The organism is Streptomyces scabiei 87.22, assembly GCF_000091305.1.
In the GTDB taxonomy this organism is placed as follows: domain Bacteria; phylum Actinomycetota; class Actinomycetes; order Streptomycetales; family Streptomycetaceae; genus Streptomyces; species Streptomyces scabiei.
In genome coordinates, this window is the sequence record NC_013929.1 from 5,869,817 (window position 1) to 5,887,360 (window position 17,544).

Sequence of the window (17,544 nt, forward strand, 5' to 3'; positions counted from 1 at the left end):
GAAATAACCGGGGATCGTCTCCCCGTTTAGCCTTGTGTCCGAACGAAACGGGGACTCCATCCCCGGATAGCCACCGGGCGCCCCCCACACCACCGGATCAGCAGCAGAGGAGTACGCCGTGGAGACCGCCACCGCCGTAGGTCGCAGGGTGTCCCGCCCCCGGGCCGACGCCCTGCGCAACCGGGAGCGGATCGTCGGCGCCGCCCGGGAGATGTTCGTGGAGTTCGGCCCCGACGTGCCGCTCGACGAGATCGCCCGCCGGGCCGGCGTCGGCAACGCCACGCTGTACCGCAACTTCCCGGACCGCGACGCGCTGGTCCGTGAGGTCGTCTGCTCCGTCATGGACCGTACGGCCCTGGCGGCCGAGGCCGCGCTCACCGAGACCGGTGACGCGTTCGAGGCGCTCTCGCGCTTCGTGCACATCTCGGCCGACGAACGGATCAGCGCGCTCTGCCCGATGATCCAGAACGCGTTCGACCGGCACCACCCCGACCTGGAGGCGGCGCGCGAGCGGCTGGAGGAGCAGGTCGAAGGGATCATGAAGCGGGCCCGGGACGCCGGGCAGCTCCGTCCTGACGTGGGCGTCGGCGACCTGATGATCGCTGTCAGCCAGCTCAGCAGGCCCCCGGCCGGCACCCAGTGCGCGGGCGTCGACCGGTTCCTCCACCGGCATCTGCAACTGTTGCTGGACGGTCTGCGCGCCCCGGCCCCCTCCGAACTGCCCGGTGCCCCGGTCACCGTGGAGGACCTACGGAGGCCCTGCCCGTCCTGATCCCTTGATCTGCTGATCGCTGATCCGCCTGATCCGCTGATCCGCTGACACCGAGGCTGTCGACGACGACAAGCCGCTCCCTCTCGACGCTCTTATCCGTCACCGATACCGATCCTTCCGTCACGAAGTCCCGAAGTGGGTACCTCCATGTCCGAAACAGTCCGCAGCGCCTCCGGATCCTCCGGATCGGCCGCATCCTCCGGATCGGCCGCCGATCTGCAGAAGCAGCAGGACGACGCGCACGCCAGCCGCTGGAAAGCGCTCGTCTTCATCGCCCTCGCCCAGCTGATGGTCGTGCTCGACGCGACCATCGTGAACATCGCCCTCCCCTCCGCCCAGCAGGACCTCGGGATATCCGACGGCAACCGCCAGTGGGTCATCACCGCCTACGCCCTGGCCTTCGGCGGTCTGCTCCTCTTCGGCGGCCGTATCTCCGACCTGTGGGGCCGCAAGCGCACCTTCGTCACCGGCCTGATCGGCTTCGCCGGCGCCTCCGCACTGGGCGGCGCGGCCACCGGTGAGGCGATGATGCTGGGCGCCCGCGCACTCCAGGGCGCCTTCGGCGCACTGCTCGCGCCCGCCGCGCTCTCCCTCCTCGCCGTGATGTTCACCGATGCCAAGGAGCGCGCCAAGGCGTTCGGCATCTACGGCGCGATCGCCGGTGGCGGTGGCGCCGTGGGCCTGATCCTCGGCGGTTTCCTCACCGAGTACCTCGACTGGCGCTGGACGTTCTTCGTCAACATCCCGTTCGCGGTGATCGCGGCGGCCGGCGCGTACTTCGTCATCCGTGAGCCCGCGGGCGGCCGCAACCGCTCCCCGCTCGACATCCCCGGCGTGGTCCTGTCCACCCTGGGCCTGGTCTCCCTGGTCTACGGCTTCACCCGGGCCGAGTCCGACGGCTGGGGCGACTCGATGACGATCACCCTCTTCGTCGCCTCGGCGGTCCTCCTCGCGGCCTTCGTGTTCGTCGAGTCCAAGGTCAAGGCCCCGCTGCTGCCGCTGCGCGTGATCACCGAGCGCAACCGTGCCGGTGTCTACCTCTCCCTCGGTCTCGCGATCATCGCGATGTTCGGCCTGTTCCTCTTCCTGACCTACTACCTGCAGATCGTGAAGGGCTACTCGCCGGTCAAGACCGGTTTCGCCTTCCTGCCCATGATCGTGGGCATGATCACCGGCTCGACCCAGATCGGCACCCGCCTCATGACCCGGGTCGCGCCGCGCCTGCTGATGGCCCCCGGCTTCCTGGTCGCCGGCCTCGGCATGCTCCTGCTGACGCAGATGGAGGTCGACTCCTCCTACGCGGGTCTGCTCCTGCCGGCCCAGCTGCTGCTCGGCCTGGGCATGGGTACGGCGTTCATGCCGGCGATGTCCCTGGCGACCTACGGGGTCGAGCCGCGTGACGCGGGCGTGGCCTCCGCCATGGTCAACACCTCGCAGCAGGTCGGCGGCGCCATCGGTACGGCGCTGCTGAACACGATCGCCGCCTCCGCGACCACGTCCTACATCGCGGACCACATCGGTTCGGCCACCTCGAAGCCGGCCGCCCAGCTGGTCCAGCTCCAGGGCATGGTCCACGGCTACACCAACGCGATCTGGTTCGCCGTGGCCATCCTGGTGGTGTCCGCCACCATCGCCTTCACCTTCGTCACCACGGGCAAGCCCGACATGACGACGACGGGATCGGACGAGGGCGCGACGGACGAGCTCAAGGTCCCGGTGATCGCCCACTGAGTACCGCGCCGGACTGACGGAAGCCGTGCCGGAGAGGGAGGGGCGGGGCAGGGGGTCACCCCCTGCCCCGCCCCTCCCGCACAACGGCAGACGGCCCTGGAGACGCGGGACCCCACGAACCCCCGGACACCGCCTGCACCTGGGGCCCGCGACCCCACGGACCCCGAATCCCCCGTAACTGCCTGAGGCCCGCGACCCCACGGACCCCACGAACACCTTCACGACCCCGCAGACTTGCAGGCCCCCCAAGCAGCCAACCCGCTACGGACTTCCCGGACCCCACGACCCCTCAGGCACCGCACGGGCCCCAACACCTCACACCCCCCACGTCCCCTGCGCGCCCCAAGCGCCCGAGCACCCCCTAGGGGAACGGCAGCGACCCCGCCGCCGAACTCAGCGGGGCGCTACCGGAGCCACGGCAGGTCCGCCCCCGCCTCGCTGGGCTGGAGCCCCTCCGCGACGATCGCCATGACCTCGCCGAGCGCCTTCACCTGGTCGTCGGTGAGACGGTTGAACAGCGCCTGCCGCACCGCACCCACATGCCCGGGCGCGCTCTGGCCGAGCATCTCCTGCCCGCCGTCCGTCAGGACCGTGAACTGGCCCCGCTTGTCCGACGGGCAGTCCTCGCGCCGCACCCACCCGTTCTTCTCCAGCCGGGCCACGGCGTGGGACAGCCGTGATCGCGTGATCTTCGTCTGCATCGCCAGCTCGGTCATCCGCAGCCGCCGCTGCGGAGCCTCGGACAGAACGACGAGCAGGTGGTAGTAAAGGTGCGGCATGCCCGCGTCACGCTGCAGCTGGCGGTCGAGGTGGTCCTCCAGCAGGGTCGTAGCGTGGACATAGGCCAGCCAGGTGCGCCGCTCCTCGGCGGTGAGCCAGCGCGGTTCTTCCTCAGTGGATGCGGTCTTCATGCTCCCACTGTACGAGGCTCCTTCTTGAATTTTGAACTATAGAGATGTAAGGTGAAACCAGAAATATTGAGACTTCAACTACTGGGGAGTTGGAAGGAGTCTCAAGCGCCTGGTCAGCCAGGCGATCCAAGGAGACAGAAGCGACCACCGGGCCCGCCGAGGCGCGCGTGTCGTGGTGCGTCGCGTGTGCTGAGGGAGTCACCCCTATGTCCGCCGCCCCCGTCGAGCGTATGCCCGCCCTGTACCTGAGCCACGGGGCCCCGCCGCTCGCCGACGACCCGATCTGGCCCGGCGAACTGGCCGCCTGGTCCGCGACCCTGCCCCGCCCCAAGGCCATCCTCATGATCTCCGCGCACTGGGAGGAGGCCCCCCTCGCCCTCGGCGCGGTCACCACCATCCCCCTCGTCTACGACTTCTGGGGCTTCCCCGAGCACTACTACCAGGTCCAGTACGCCGCCCCGGGCGCCCCCGAACTGGCCGCCTCGGTCCGCAAGCTGCTCCAGGCCCCCGGCATCCCCGTCCAGGACATCCCCGACCGGGGCCTGGACCACGGTGCGTACGTCCCGCTGGTGGAGATGTACCCGGACGCCGACATCCCGGTCCTGCAGATCTCCATGCCGACCCTCGACCCGGTGAAGCTGATGGACATCGGCCGCAAGCTCGCCCCCCTGCGCGACGAGGGCGTGCTGATCGTCGGCTCCGGCTTCTTCACCCACAACCTCGCCGCCCTCCGCCAGGCCGGCACCCCCGCCTGGTCCGCCGAGTTCGACGACTGGGGTCACCGGGCCCTCGAAACCCGCGACTGGGACTCCCTGCTCGACTTCCTGCACAAGTCCCCGGCGGGCCAACTGGCCCACCCCCGCACGGAGCACTTCGCCCCCCTCTTCGTCACGATGGGCGCGGCCGAGGCCGCCGGCGAGCTGGACGCCCAGAGGTCGGTGATCGACGGCTTCTGGCTGGGCCTGGCGAAGCGGTCGGTGCAGTTCGGGTAAGGGGGGCGCCGTCCCGCCGAGCGGCTCACCGGCATAGGGGCGTACCGGCGTACGGGTCCCCGGGCCCGTACGCGTACTGGCCCACCGGGAAACGGGGTCCCTTACCCGGGAGGTCATCGACCCCGGCCCGTCCGCCTGCCAGGCTCGTCGGAGTCGGAGCGGCGAGGCTCGTCCGGGTCCCGCCGCCCGGCCCGCCCGAGCCCGGCCGACCGGAGGGACCCCACCCCATGCCCGCCTACGCCATCGCGCATCTGAGGGACGCCGCCCCGCACCCGGAGATCGCCGAGTACATCGAGCGCATCCCCGCCACCTTCGAGCCGTACGGCGGCCGCTTCCTCGTGCATGTCGCCCGGCACGAGGTGAAGGAGGGGAGCTGGCCGGGAGCCGTCGTGGTGATCGGCTTCCCCGGGATCGCCGAGGCGCGCGGCTGGTGGGACTCGCCCGCGTACCAGGAGATCGCCCCGCTGCGGTCCCGGCACATCACGGGCGACATCATCCTGGTCGAAGGGGTACCCGAGGGCTATGACCCCACCGCCACCGCGAAGGCCATGAGGGACTCCCTCCCCGCCGAGCCGCCGTCCGCCGAGCCGCCGTCCGCCGAGTCGCCCTCCACCGAATCGCCGTCCACCGCCGGGCGGTAGCCCGGCCCGCGGCGTTCAGAGCTCCTTCTCGTACCAGGCCACGTCCCAGTACCGCCCGAACTTCCGCCCGACCTCCCGGTACGTGCCGACGTACCGGAACCCGAACCGCTCGTGCAGCCGCGTCGACGCCTCGTTCGGCTGCGCGATGCCGGCGTAGGCGCGGTGGACGTCCTCGGTGGCGAGCGCGGCGAAAAGGGCCCGGTACAGCAGGGTGCCCACGCCCCGGCCCCCCGCGTCCGGGGCGAGGTACACCGAGACCTCCACCGAGGTTCCGTACGCCGCCTTCGGGCGGAACGCGCTGCTCGTGGCGTACCCGAGAATCCGCTGTGAGTCCTTCGCGGTGGCAACCATCAGGCGGTGCGGGCCGTCTTCAGGGTGGGAGAGCAGCCAAGGGCGGCGCTCTTCCGGAGTGAGGACAGCGGTATCAAATGTGATGGGCGTCTCACGGACGTAGTGGTTGTAGATGTCGGTGAGGGCGGCGAGGTCGGTCGCGACTCCTGGTCTGACCTGCACCTCCGTGGACTCTCCGGACATCTCGCCTCCCCTTGTGGCGGCACAGGGTACTGCAAGATCAGAAAAATAGTGGGACGGGTTGGGAATTCTGTCCTGATTCCAGTCGTTGTTTCCTTCGGAAGCAGGGCACTCGGGAGAGTGTCCGAGCGGCCGCATCAAGACACACGTAGGAACAGACACGACCCTGCCAGCCCACCATCGCAAGGGAGCACGCATGGCAACCCGTGCCGTCGCCGCTCGTCGTTCGTCCGCCTCCGGCCGGACCGACGCGGCTCGCAGCGTTCGCGCCTCTGGCGGCGAGATCGCCGACCGCGACCTGGTCGGCATGTACCTCGACGAGATCGCGCGTACACCGCTGCTCGACGCCGCCAAGGAAGTCGAGCTGTCCCAGGTCATCGAGGCGGGCGTGTTCGCCCAGCAGATCCTCGACGGCGAGGAGGAGGCCCAGGCGGACGCGACCCGCGAAGAGCTCGAAGCCCTCGTCGCCGACAGCGAGCGGGCCAAGGACATCTTCATACGGTCGAACCTGCGCCTCGTCGTGGCCGTCGCCCGGCGCTATCCGCGCAGTGGTCTGCCCCTGCTCGACCTCATCCAGGAGGGCAACGCGGGCCTGGTCCGCGCGGTGGAGAAGTTCGACTACCGCAAGGGCTTCAAGTTCTCGACGTACGCCACCTGGTGGATCCGGCAGGCCATCACCCGGTCGATCGCGGACCAGTCGCGCACCATCCGGCTGCCCGTCCACCTCGTCGAGGAGCTGGGCCGGATCCGCCGCGTGCAGCGCGAGTTCAACCGCGAGCACGGGCGCGACCCCGAGCCCGCCGAGATCGCCGCCGAGCTGGGCTCCAACGCGGACCGTGTCACCGACGTCCTCGACTGGGCCCGCGACCCGGTCTCGCTGAACATGTCGGTGGACGACGACGGCGACACCCAGTTCGGCGACCTCCTGGAGGACACCTCCGCGGTCTCACCCGAGCAGTCCGTACTGACGCTGCTGCGCAGCGAGGAGCTGGACGACCTCATCGGGCGCCTCGACCAGCGCACCGCGTCCATCATCAAGATGCGGTACGGCATCGAGGACGGCCGCGAGCGCACCCTCACCGAGGTCGGCAAGGAGCACGGGCTCACCCGCGAGCGGATCCGCCAGATCGAGAAGCACGCCCTGCTCGAACTGAAGAAGCTCGCCCGCGACACGGGCTTCGACGCGGTCGCCTGACGGACGGCTCGAACAAGCAGCTCGAACGGACGGCCCGAACGGACACCTGAACGACCCGTCGCCGCACCCGTCCCCGACCCGTTCGAGGAGCGGTGAGGCGACCGTCGCCCGGCACGGACCACCGGCCCCGTACGGCCCAACTCCTGGGGCCGCAGCGGGGCTTGGTCCGCCGTGCCGTCCGCCCGCCGCTCTGTCCCGGCCAGGACTTGGCCATTTCTGTACCGCTGGTTGGCCGTAGTGCGCCGCTTCAACTCCCCGTCCCCGGGGCACAAGACTTGCGGGCCCACGACTTCACCGGGCCCGGAGCCGTCAGGCCCGGGACCCCGAGTCCGAGGGAGCAGGAGTCACCACAGCACACCCCGCCGCACACCCTGAACACCCCGCTCGCACCGGTCCGCATCGCACCGCCCCGAGACCACCCGAAGCCAAGTCCCGACGCTCTCCCCCCAGCGCCGGGACTCTCCGAGAGCCGGGCCTCGGCGCCTCCCCCCCCCCTGGCGCCGAGGCCCGGCTTCTTTCCGTCCGCCGGGCCGGGCACGACGAAGGGCCACCCCGGACCTGAACCCCGGGGTGACCCGAACGGCAGATTGTGCCACAGCGGGCGTTCTCCGCCGGAGGTGTCGCGAAGGCACCGCCGGAGGCGTCGCGAAGGCCGAACCCGCACGTCACAGCCCGCACGGAACCCTCGCCCCGCCCCTCACTCCTCGGCGCCGCCCGCCGCCCGGGCCAGCCGGGCACCCAACTCCCTTACATACCCCACCAGTTCAGGCGGCTCGTGCACGGTGAACTCACAGTCGACCATGGCCACCCGCACGGCCAGCCACTCCACGGAATCGCCGACGGAGGCCCGCAGCCGGCAACTGTGCTCGTCGACGGGTTCGGGCGTACCCAGCCAGCGGGGCAGCCGGGCCGCGATGAACTCGGCGGGCGCGGCGAAGGTGACGTCGAACGCGTAGGTCTCCTGCCGCCGGTACATGGACCGCCGCAGAAACTCCTCCGCGCTCCCCGTCGGCAGCTCGCGCGGGGCGAACCGGGCCCCGGTGGCGAAGGGTTCCTCGACCCGGTCCACCCGGAAGGTGCGCCAGTCGGTGCGATCGAGGTCGTACGCGACGAGATACCAGCGGCGGCCGGTCGACACGAGCCGGTACGGCTCGCAGTGGCGCCGTGAGCCCGTGCCGTCACCGGAACGGTAGGCGAAGCGCAACCGCTCCCGGCCGGCCACCGCCGAGGCCATCACGGTCAGCGTCTCCGGGGTGACCGTCGCGCCGTCGCCGCTGGTCAGCGGAGTGGTGGCGGCCTGCAGTGTGGAGACCCGGTGGCGCAGTCGTGACGGCAGGACCTGTTCGAGCTTGGCGAGCGCCCGAACGGACGCCTCGTCCACGCCCTCCACCGCGTGCCCGGCCCCGGCCCGCAGGCCGACCGCGATCGCCACCGCCTCCTCGTCGTCCAGGACCAGCGGGGGCATCGCCTTGCCCGCCACCAGCCGGTAGCCGCCGTCGGCGCCCATGGTCGCCTGTACCGGATAGCCCAGCTCGCGCAGCCGGTCGATGTCACGCCGGACGGTCCGCCGCGAGACCCGCAGCCGGTCGGCGAGTTCACCGCCCGGCCACTCGCGGGGCGTCTGGAGGAGGGAGAGGAGCTGAAGCAGCCGCGCCGGGGTGTCGGTAGTCATGCCCCGAGCATGCCGGAGAACTAGGACGCGATCTGACCTACTTGGCCTCTACCGTCACAGCATGACCTCGACAACGAGCGCCCTGAAGGGGCGCGGGGAACTGCGCGACCAGCCCCGACCGACCGCCGGTGACCCGGCCACCGTCACCGAAACAGCGCTCCCGTCGCCCCCCGACGCCGACCGCAGGCGCTGGATCGCCCTGGCCGTCGTCATGACGGCCGCCTTCATGGACCTCGTCGACGTCACCATCGTCAACATCGCCATCCCCTCCATCCAGCGCGGCGAGCAGGCCTCGTTCAGCCAGATCCAGTGGATCACCGCCGGGTACGCGCTCGCCTTCGCCGCGGGTCTCGTCACCGGCGGCAGGCTCGGCGACATCCACGGCCGACGGCGGATCTTCCTCCTCGGCATCGGCGGCTTCACCCTCGCCTCCGCGCTGTGCGGCCTCGCCGCGAACCCGGAGATGCTGGTGGCGGCCAGGATCGCGCAGGGCGCGACCGCCGCGCTGATGGTGCCGCAGGTGCTGTCGATCGTGCACGCGACCTTCCCGGCGCACGAACGCGGCAAGGTCTTCGGCCTGTTCGGGGCGATCGTGGGCCTGGGCGCGGTCTCCGGCCCGCTGCTCGGCGCCCTGCTCATCGAGTGGAACCCGCTCGGCCTGGAATGGCGGGCCATCTTCCTCATCAACCTTCCGGTCGGCGTCGCGGGCCTGGTCCTGGGCCGCCGCTTCATCGCCGAGTCCAGGGCCCCGCACGCCCTGAAGCTGGACCTCGTGGGCGTCGCGCTGGTCACCGCCGGTCTGCTGATGCTGATCTACCCCCTCACCCGGGGCCGGGAGCTGGGCTGGCCGCTGTGGGGGTACGTCTCGATGGCCGGCTCGCTGGTGGTGCTCGCGGTGCTGGTGGCGTACGAGCGGCGCAAGACCGCGCGCGACGGGTCCCCGCTCATCGAACTGTCGCTGTTCCGGGTGAAGAGCTTCGCGGCGGGCATCGCCGTGCAGACCGTCTTCGGCATCGCCCTCGGTGTGTTCTTCCTCGTCTGGACCCTCTACCTGCAGACCGGCCTCGGCTGGAGCGTCCTGCGGGCCGGTCTCACCGGTGTCCCGTTCTCCCTCGCCGTGTCGGTCGCGGCCGGAGTCTCGGTCCAGAAGCTCGTCCCGCGCTTCGGCCGCAAGGTCCTCCAGGCGGGCGCGCTGCTGATGGCGGCCGGAGTCCTGCTCTACCGGGGCGCCTCCGAGCACTACGGCCTCGCCATCACCTCCTGGCAGATGGCCCTCCCGCTGGTCGTGATGGGCGCGGGCATGGGGCTCATCGTGGCCCCGCTGACCGACGCGATCCTCTCCGGGGTGCCGCGGGAGCACGCCGGGTCCGCGTCCGGGCTGATCAGCACGGTCCAGCAGATGGGCAACGCGCTCGGGCTCGGCCTGGTCGCCGTCGTCTTCTTCGGCGTCATGGACGACCACCTCGCCCCGGCCGACATCCGCCCCGCCTTCGTCGACTCCTTCGAGTACGCCCTCGGCTGGGTGGCCGCGGTCCTGTTCGCGATCTTCCTGCTGATGTTCGCGCTGCCGAAGCGGGCGACGGAGGCCGGGGCGGCGGCGGAGACCGGCCTGGCGGTGCGGGACGGGGCGGCGGCGCAGGACGGGGCGTCGGAGACCGGGGCGGCGGCGCAGGACGGTGACGGTGAGCCGGCGTCCACGGAGCCCGAGGTGCCGGCCGTCGTGGAGGCCGGTGGGCCGGTGCGCTGACCTGCCGGGCGGCGGGGCTGCTCGCCGGGCGTACGACGAGAGCGGGGCGGGGCACCTTCGGGTCGCCCGGCCCCGCTCTCGCGTCACCGCGTGATCACGCCCGCCCATGCGTGTCGCCCGCCCATCCGTGTCCGCGCCCACCCATGCCCACTTGTGCCCACTCGTGCCCGACCGTGCCCGTATAGCTGTCGCACCTGTTTACTTTCCGGACATCCCGGCGTAGTCTCCGAGCGAAACCACAGAGTCGGGCACCAGTCGGAGGCGAACGGGCATGTACGCACCCGAGCGGCAGCAGGAGATTCTCCGGCTCGCGCGCGACGGCGGCCGGGTGGACGTGGTGTCGCTGGCCGAGCAGTTCCAGGTCACGGCCGAGACGATCCGCCGGGATCTCAAGGCCCTCGACCGCGCCGGCCTCGTCCAGCGCGTGCACGGCGGCGCGATCCCCGCCGGCCGCCTGGACTTCGAGCCGGACCTCGCCGAACGCGAGGGCACCGCCGCCGACCAGAAGGACCGGATCGCCCAGGCCGCCCTCGCCGAACTGCCGGACGACGGCACGATCGTCCTCGACGCCGGTACGACCATCGCGCGCCTCGCCGCCGCCATCCCGCTGGAAGCCGCCCTCACCGCGGTCACGCACAGCCTGCCCATCGCCGCCCGCCTCGCAGACCACCCGGGCATCCAGCTCCATCTGGTCGGCGGCCGCGTCCGCCACCGGACCCGCGCCGCCGTGGACGCCTGGGCGCTCAGGGCCTACGGCGAGATCCGCGCCGACGTGCTCTTCGTGGCCGCCAACGGCTTCTCCGTCGACCGCGGCCTGACCACCCCCGACCTCGCCGAGGCCGCCGTGAAACGCGCGGCCGTCGCCGCGGCCCGGCGCGTGGTGCTGCTCGCCGACTCCTCCAAGCACGGCCAGGAGCACTTCGCCCGCTTCGGCGACCTGACCGACGTGGACCTGCTCATCACCGACAGCGGGCTGAGCGTCGAGGACGCCCTCACCATCGAACGCAAGGGCACCGAGGTGCTGCGCGTCCCGGGCACCGACCCCGCGCGCGGCTCCACCTCGGGCGGCTTCCACGAGGCCGGCTCCACCGAGGGCAGGAAAGACCGCTCATGATCCTCACCGTCACCCCGAACCCGTCCCTCGACCGCACCTACGAGGTCCCCTCCCTCGACCGCGGCGAGGTCATCCGGGCCACCGGTGAACGCATGGACCCGGGCGGCAAGGGCGTCAACGTCTCCCGGGCGGTCGCCGCCGCGGGCCGGCGCACCGTGGCCGTACTGCCTCTCGGCGGAGCACCGGGCGCCCTGGTCGCCGACCTGCTCGACGCCCAGGGCATCGAGGTCGCCCGGGTCCCGGTCGCCGGGGCGACCCGCTCCAACATCGCCCTCGCGGAAGCCGACGGCGTCCTGACGAAGATCAACGCACCCGGCCCCGAACTGTCCGCCACCGAAAGCGAACTCCTGCTGGAAGCGGTCCGCGCCCGATCCGCCGACGCCTCCTGGATCGCCTGCTGCGGCAGCCTCCCGCGCGGCCTCGACCCGTCCTGGTACGCCGAACTCGTCGCCCGCGCCCACGCGGCCGGCGCCCGTATCGCCCTGGACACCTCCGGCCCGGCCCTGCTCGCCGCGCTCCGCGAACGCCCCGACGTCGTCAAGCCCAACGCCGAGGAACTGGCCGAGGCCGTGGGACGCCCCCTCGCCACGGTCGGCGACGCCGTCAAGGCCGCGGAGGAGCTTCGTGAGATGGGGGCGGGCGTGGTGCTGGCCAGTCTCGGCGCCGACGGTCAGCTCCTCGTCGACGCCTCGGGTGCCTGGTTCGGCACCGCCCGCGTCGACGCCGTCCGCAGCAACGTCGGCGCCGGCGACTCCTCCCTCGCCGGTTTCCTGATCGCCGGCGGGCACGGCCCCGAGGCGCTCGCCTCCGCCGTCGCCCACGGCGCCGCGGCCGTCCAGCTCCCGGGCAGCGTCATGCCGACACCCCGCGACCTGGACCCGGCGGCGGTCACGGTCACGGCCGAGGTGCCGGCGGACCGGGCGCTGAGGGAGCCGGTGTCATGATGCGGGCATCGCGAACGAACGTTCATTTTGGCCCGGTGGCGAACCTGCCCGCGCCCGTGCCTCCTGCCGCCGTCTCGGGCTGCCGCTCCGTCTCGGTCGCCGTCTCGGTCTCGGTCACCTCGCGAATGAACCTTCGTTTTGCCTCGTCCGTGTCGGGCTTGCGAACGAACCCTCGTTTTGGCTCGTCGGACTCGGTCTCCCCGCGAACGAACCTTCGTTTTGCGTCACCCGCCGCCGCACCCCGACACCACCCCCGCCCCTGCCTCCCGGCCCCCGCCCCCCACACTTCCGTCCCCACCCCCGCCCACCACACCCCCCGGGCGATACGCGTGCGAAGGAGCCCGCGATGAGCGAGATGATCACCGCGGACCTGGTCGACCTCGACCTGTCCGCCGAGACGAAGGAAGCGGCGGCGCGTGCCCTCGCCGAGCGCATGGTGGCGAAGGGCCGGGTCACCGACCTGGACGGTTTCCTCGCCGACGTGGCCGCCCGCGAGGCACAGATGCCGACCGGCCTCGACGGCGGCATCGGCATCCCGCACTGCCGCAGCGAGCACGTCACCGAGCCCACCCTCGCCTTCGGCCGCAGCGCGGCCGGCGTCGACTTCGGCGCGCCCGACGGCCCAGCCGACCTGATCTTCCTGATCGCCGCCCCCGCGGGCGCCGACGACGCCCACCTCACGATCCTCTCCTCTCTCGCCCGCCAGCTGATGAACACCGAGTTCACGGACGCGCTGCGCGCGGCGGACAACGCGGCCCACGCCGCCGCGCTCATCCGGGGCGACGCCACCGGCGCCGACGCGGCCGAGCGCACCGAAAACTCCGCGGCGGCGTCGGGCGGAACGGCCTCCCCCGACGCCGCCGCGGTCAGCACCACCCCGGCGGAGAGCGTCCCCGAGGAAGCCGCCCCGGCAACGACGTCCGCGCCCGCCCCCGGGCCCGTTCCGACCGGCACCACACCGGCCGAGGCCGCCCCGGTCCCGGCGGCGGACGCCCCCGCCGAAGCCCGCCCCTTCCGTATCGTCGCCGTCACCTCCTGCCCCACCGGCATCGCGCACACCTATATGGCCGCCGAGTCGCTGGAGAACGCGGGCCGGGACGCCGGTGACGTCGAGCTCGTCGTCGAGACGCAGGGCTCGGCCGGCTTCTCCCGCCTCGACCCGGCGGTCATCGCCGCCGCCGACGGCGTGATCTTCGCCCACGACGTGCCCGTACGGGAGAAGGACCGGTTCGCCGGGAAACCCACCGTCGACGTCGGTGTGAAGGCGGGCATCAGCCGCCCCGGTGCGCTGATCGCCGAGGTCCGGCAGAAGGCCGAGCGCGGCGAGGTCACGGCCGCCGGCCGACCCGGCACCCCCGTCGACCGCACGGGCGAGCCCGGCGACGGCTACGGCACCAAGCTGCGCAAGTGGCTGATGTCCGGCGTGAGTTACATGGTCCCGTTCGTCGCGGCGGGCGGTCTGCTGATCGCCCTCGGCTTCGCGATCGGCGGCTGGGAGATCAACCAGGCCAAGCCCGTCACCGAGCACTTCGACTGGCTCCAGATCGACAGCTGGGCGGCCCTGCTCTTCCAGATCGGCGCCGTCGCCTTCGGCTTCCTGATCCCGGTCCTCGCCGGATACATCGCCTACGGCATGGCGGACCGGCCGGGTCTCGTGCCGGGCTTCGTCGGCGGCATGATCGCCGCCAACATCAACGCCGGCTTCCTCGGCGGACTGGTCGCCGGTCTGATCGCCGGCGGAGTCGTTCTCGGTATCCAACGGATCAAGATCCCTCCGGTGATGCGGGGCATCATGCCGGTGGTCGTGATCCCGCTGATCTCCTCGCTGATCGTCGGCTTCCTGATGCTCGTGGTGATCGGCAAGCCCATCGCCCAGGCACAGAAGGGCATGACGGACTGGCTGAGCGGCCTCTCCGGCAGCAACGCCGTCCTGCTCGGTGTCCTGCTCGGCCTGATGATGTGCTTCGACCTGGGCGGCCCGGTCAACAAGGTCGCCTACGCCTTCGCCACCGCCGGCATCGCCGTGCAGGACCCCAGCGACTCCGCGATGAAGATCATGGCAGCCGTCATGGCGGCCGGCATGGTCCCGCCGCTCGGCATGGCGCTCGCCACCACGCTCCGCAAGAAGCTGTTCACCACCGCCGAACGCGAGAACGGCAAGGCGGCATGGGTGCTCGGCGCCTCCTTCATCTCCGAGGGCGCGATCCCCTTCGCGGCGGCCGACCCGCTGCGCGTGATCCCGGCGTCCATGGCGGGCGGCGCGGTCACCGGCGCACTGGCCATGGCCTTCGGCTCGACCCTGCGCGCCCCCCACGGCGGCATCTGGGTCACCCCGCTGATCGGCAAGCCGCTCCTCTACCTGCTGGCCATCGCGGTCGGCACGGCCGTCACCGCCGGCCTGGTCATCCTCCTGAAGGGCCTGCGCAAGGCCCCGGCGGGCACGACGGCCGACTCCACGCCCGCGACCGCCGAGGAGCAGGCGAAGGAGCCGGTCGCGGCCTGAACCCGCGACCGTACGCAGGCCGCGACCCCCACCCGGCAGGGGGCCGCGGCCTCACGCGTCCCGGCGGACCGTGGCCTCACGCGTCCCGGGGGACCGCGTTCGCGCGCGCCCCGGGGGAGCGCCGTCGCGCGCAGCCGAGGAACCCGCCACCGAGCGCCCTCACTCCGTGCGCCCCTTTGGGGCGCTTTGACGTGTGTATGACGTGTACGCCGCACCTGCGAGATACGTCACGGTCCGGGCCCGAAGTCCCATCCGGTGGTGTCTACTGGACGGCATGCCTGAGCACGTGTCGATCCTCCAGCCGTTGGGCCTGGCCGCCCTCGCCCTCGCGTCGGTCGTCTGGGTCGCCCTGCTGGTCCGCGTACTGAACCGGGACCACCAGGTCCACCGAGGCCGCTTCGCCGCCCTGTCCGGCCGGCGCGGGCAGCGCGGGTGGGGTCTGCCGCACCAGCGCCGCAGGGGCCCGTACGTGGAGCACGTGGAGCTGACCCCGGCGGAGCAGGACGCCTTCGCGTTCCTGGCCCGCCAGTTCAGCGACGACCGCCTCGCCTGAACCCGTCACCACCGGGCCCTTCACGGCCCGTGCGCTCGCCCGAGCCCGCTAGCCGAGCGTCCCCGCCCGCCGCTCCATCGCGTCCCGGGCCGCGTCCTCCGTCGCGTACACCTCGCACATATGGCGTCCGTCCGCCGTGGCCGTGTGCTCGACCTCCCACAGCGAGATCTCCTGCCCGTCCGTGAGCAGGAACGCGTGCTCGTAGAGCGAGAAGCTGAAGCCGGGCCGGCCCCGCCGCGCGGGACGGTGCGGACGGCCGAACGCCTGGGTGATCTCGTGGGCGAACGCGGTGCGCAACAGCAGCGTGGCCAGCTCGTCCCCGGGCGGGTCCGGGTTCTCCGCGCGCCGCAGCAGGCGACGCGCATGGTCCGCCGAGTCGTCCGGCACGTACTCGTGGCGGGGCTCGGGGAACGCCGCCAGCTCCACGACGGCGGGCAGTTCGAAGTCGGCGGCGTCCGGCGGCAGCGGCAGGCGCGCGGTCGCGGCCCGCAGCTCCTCCTCGTCCGTGTACACCTCGTGCTGGACGTCACCGCAGAGCGCCGTGTTGTGCACCAGCTCCCACAGCGTGACGGCCGAGCCGTCGGCCAGCAGCCAGGTGTGCCGGTACGTCGCCCGGTGCAGCCCCGAACTGTAGTGCGCGGAATGCAGCGAGCTGTCGTGGGCGAGGGCACAGTCCAGCTGCCGGAGCGTCTCATCGGGCAGCTCGAAGGAGTTCAGGGCGCGGCCGAGGAGCCGCGCGAGGTGCTCCTCAGGAGACTTGGGCGACTCGGGTGGTTCGTACGCTGCCGTCTCGTACGGAACGCTCAAGGTTTCTCCCGGCGTTGCTGCATGTCACCTTGTGGGTGCATACCGTAGCCCCTCGGTCGGACATCATGTCCGGGAACCGAGAAAACGTACGCCCGTAAAACGAGGGAGCCGCGCGGTCTGTTCCCGCACGGCCCCACGAACTCGCAGAACAAAGTGGTCAGATGCCGTCCCCGGCCGTCCACTCGCTCCACGGCATGTTCCAGCCGTTGAGGCCGTTGTCCGGCGCGACCGTCTTGTCCGGGGAGTTCTTCACGATCACCACGTCGCCGACGAGGGAGTTGTCGAAGAACCACTTGCCGGGCGTGTCGCCGTTCGCGCCCTGGGCGTCCGCGAGACCGATGCAGCCGTGGCTGGTGCCCTCACGCCCGAAGGGCGGGTTGCCCCGGTTGTACCAGTAGTTGCCGTGGACGAAAGTGCCCGACGTGGTCAGCCGCATCGCGTTGGGCACGTCCGAGATGTCGTACTCACCGCCGAAGCCCACCGTCGACCCGTTCATCCGCGTCTGCCGGAACTTCTCCGAGATCACCATCTGGCCGTTGTACGTCGGGTTCGCGGCGGCGCCCGCCGAGATCGGCACCGTCTTCAGCGTCTTCCCGTCCCGCTCGACCGTCATCGTCTGCGTGTTCACGTCCACCGTGGAGACCTGTGCCCGCCCGACCGTGAAGGTGACCGTCTTGTCCTGCACGCCGTAGAGGCCGTTCGCGCCCTCCACCCCGTCCAGGCCCAGCTTCACCGTGACCTTGGAACCGGCCTTCCAGTACTCCTCGGGCCGGAAGTCCAGGCGCTGCGCCCCGAACCAGTGCCCGACCACCTGCTGCCCGCTGCTCGACGTCACCTTGATGTGCGACTGCACGGCCTTCTTGTCCGTGATGGCCTTGTCGAAGGTGAACGACACCGGCATCCCGACCCCGACCGTGGTGCCGTTGTCCGGGGTGTACGTCCCGATGAAGCTGTTGGCCGTCGACACGGTCGTGAAGATGGAGTTGGCCGCCGCCGTCTTCCCGGCGGTGCTCTTCGCGGTCGCGGAGATCCGGTACTTCGTGCCGCGCTCCAGCTGCTCCTTCGGCTTCCAGGACCGCCCGTCCGCGGCTATCTCGCCCGCCACGGCGGTGCCGCTCTCGACGGCGGTCATCTTCACCTCGGTCAGCTTGCCGCCGCTGACCTTCACCCCGGTCGCGTTGATGGACGCGCCCGTCGACCCGTCCTTCGCCGAGATCGTGATCCGCGCCACCGCGTCCTCGGCCGAAGTCCCCTTGCCACCACTCTTGTTGTCGGCCTGGGCGTCCCCGCCGCAGCCGGTGAGGGTCAGCGCACCGACCACCAGCACGGCACAGGTCCCCAGTGCCCGCCGTACAGCAATCTTCGGCCTTGTCACGATCTGCTCCAGCTTCTTCGCGTCCGCGTGATCCGCGTGATCTACGTGCTCCGCTC

General features: G+C 71.5%; 15 protein-coding genes. 10 read left to right on the top strand and 5 right to left on the bottom strand.

Features of this window, described 5'->3' with window-relative positions:
• Positions 1–118 precede the first annotated feature (118 nt).
• Both SCAB_RS25205 and SCAB_RS25210 read left to right on the top strand, forming a co-directional pair.
• On the top strand, positions 119–772 hold the full coding sequence (locus SCAB_RS25205) for a TetR/AcrR family transcriptional regulator (protein ID WP_013002899.1): 654 nt from the start codon (positions 119–121) through the stop codon (positions 770–772).
• A gap of 147 nt (positions 773–919) precedes the next feature.
• Complete coding sequence (locus SCAB_RS25210) at positions 920–2,503, top strand: MFS transporter (RefSeq protein WP_013002900.1); 1,584 nt, start codon at positions 920–922, stop codon at positions 2,501–2,503.
• A 404-nt stretch (positions 2,504–2,907) separates the two neighbouring features.
• On the opposite strand, the gene SCAB_RS25215 is transcribed toward SCAB_RS25210, so the two are convergent.
• On the bottom strand, positions 2,908–3,414 hold the full coding sequence (locus SCAB_RS25215) for a MarR family winged helix-turn-helix transcriptional regulator (protein WP_013002901.1): 507 nt from the start codon (positions 3,412–3,414) through the stop codon (positions 2,908–2,910).
• A 206-nt stretch (positions 3,415–3,620) separates the two neighbouring features.
• Between SCAB_RS25215 and SCAB_RS25220 the strand changes: the two genes are divergently transcribed.
• On the top strand, positions 3,621–4,406 hold the full coding sequence (locus tag SCAB_RS25220; RefSeq protein ID WP_013002902.1) for a dioxygenase family protein: 786 nt from the start codon (positions 3,621–3,623) through the stop codon (positions 4,404–4,406).
• Between the two features lie 227 nt (positions 4,407–4,633).
• Positions 4,634–5,047 (top strand): DUF1330 domain-containing protein, encoded by a 414-nt coding sequence (locus SCAB_RS25225; protein ID WP_013002903.1) that lies wholly within the window; start codon positions 4,634–4,636, stop codon positions 5,045–5,047.
• A gap of 15 nt (positions 5,048–5,062) precedes the next feature.
• On the opposite strand, the gene SCAB_RS25230 is transcribed toward SCAB_RS25225, so the two are convergent.
• Complete coding sequence (locus SCAB_RS25230) at positions 5,063–5,581, bottom strand: GNAT family N-acetyltransferase (RefSeq protein ID WP_013002904.1); 519 nt, start codon at positions 5,579–5,581, stop codon at positions 5,063–5,065.
• Between the two features lie 193 nt (positions 5,582–5,774).
• On the opposite strand from SCAB_RS25230, the gene SCAB_RS25235 reads away from it, so the two are divergent.
• Positions 5,775–6,773 carry a sigma-70 family RNA polymerase sigma factor gene (locus tag SCAB_RS25235; protein WP_013002905.1) on the top strand — a complete coding sequence of 333 codons (999 nt, stop codon included), beginning with the start codon at positions 5,775–5,777 and terminating at the stop codon, positions 6,771–6,773.
• A gap of 697 nt (positions 6,774–7,470) precedes the next feature.
• On the opposite strand, the gene SCAB_RS25240 is transcribed toward SCAB_RS25235, so the two are convergent.
• On the bottom strand, positions 7,471–8,445 hold the full coding sequence (locus SCAB_RS25240; RefSeq protein ID WP_013002906.1) for a helix-turn-helix transcriptional regulator: 975 nt from the start codon (positions 8,443–8,445) through the stop codon (positions 7,471–7,473).
• A 61-nt stretch (positions 8,446–8,506) separates the two neighbouring features.
• Here SCAB_RS25240 and SCAB_RS25245 point away from each other — a divergent pair, with 61 nt between their 5' ends.
• The 5 genes from SCAB_RS25245 (at position 8,507) to SCAB_RS25265 (ending at position 15,306) form a co-directional block, all read left to right on the top strand.
• A complete protein-coding gene (locus tag SCAB_RS25245; protein WP_013002907.1) occupies positions 8,507–10,192 on the top strand; it encodes an MFS transporter in 1,686 nt (561 codons plus the stop codon).
• 271 nt (positions 10,193–10,463) lie between these two features.
• Positions 10,464–11,306 (top strand): DeoR/GlpR family DNA-binding transcription regulator, encoded by an 843-nt coding sequence (locus SCAB_RS25250; RefSeq protein WP_013002908.1) that lies wholly within the window; start codon positions 10,464–10,466, stop codon positions 11,304–11,306.
• Positions 11,303–12,250, top strand: a complete 948-nt coding sequence (pfkB, locus tag SCAB_RS25255) for a 1-phosphofructokinase (protein WP_013002909.1) — start codon at positions 11,303–11,305, stop codon at positions 12,248–12,250. Before SCAB_RS25250 ends, pfkB begins: the two co-directional genes overlap by 4 nt.
• 346 nt (positions 12,251–12,596) lie before the next feature.
• The gene (locus SCAB_RS25260) at positions 12,597–14,753 is read left to right on the top strand and encodes a PTS fructose transporter subunit IIABC (RefSeq protein ID WP_013002911.1); all 2,157 of its coding nucleotides are present in this window, start codon (positions 12,597–12,599) and stop codon (positions 14,751–14,753) included.
• Between the two features lie 274 nt (positions 14,754–15,027).
• On the top strand, positions 15,028–15,306 hold the full coding sequence (locus SCAB_RS25265) for a hypothetical protein (RefSeq protein WP_013002912.1): 279 nt from the start codon (positions 15,028–15,030) through the stop codon (positions 15,304–15,306).
• 48 nt (positions 15,307–15,354) lie between these two features.
• Here SCAB_RS25265 and SCAB_RS25270 read toward each other — a convergent pair whose 3' ends face one another.
• Together SCAB_RS25270 and SCAB_RS25275 are read right to left on the bottom strand one after the other, a co-directional pair.
• Positions 15,355–16,113, bottom strand: a complete 759-nt coding sequence (locus tag SCAB_RS25270) for a DUF6227 family protein (protein WP_013002913.1) — start codon at positions 16,111–16,113, stop codon at positions 15,355–15,357.
• A 157-nt stretch (positions 16,114–16,270) separates the two neighbouring features.
• Positions 16,271–17,488, bottom strand: a complete 1,218-nt coding sequence (locus tag SCAB_RS25275; protein ID WP_013002914.1) for a L,D-transpeptidase — start codon at positions 17,486–17,488, stop codon at positions 16,271–16,273.
• Positions 17,489–17,544 lie beyond the last annotated feature (56 nt).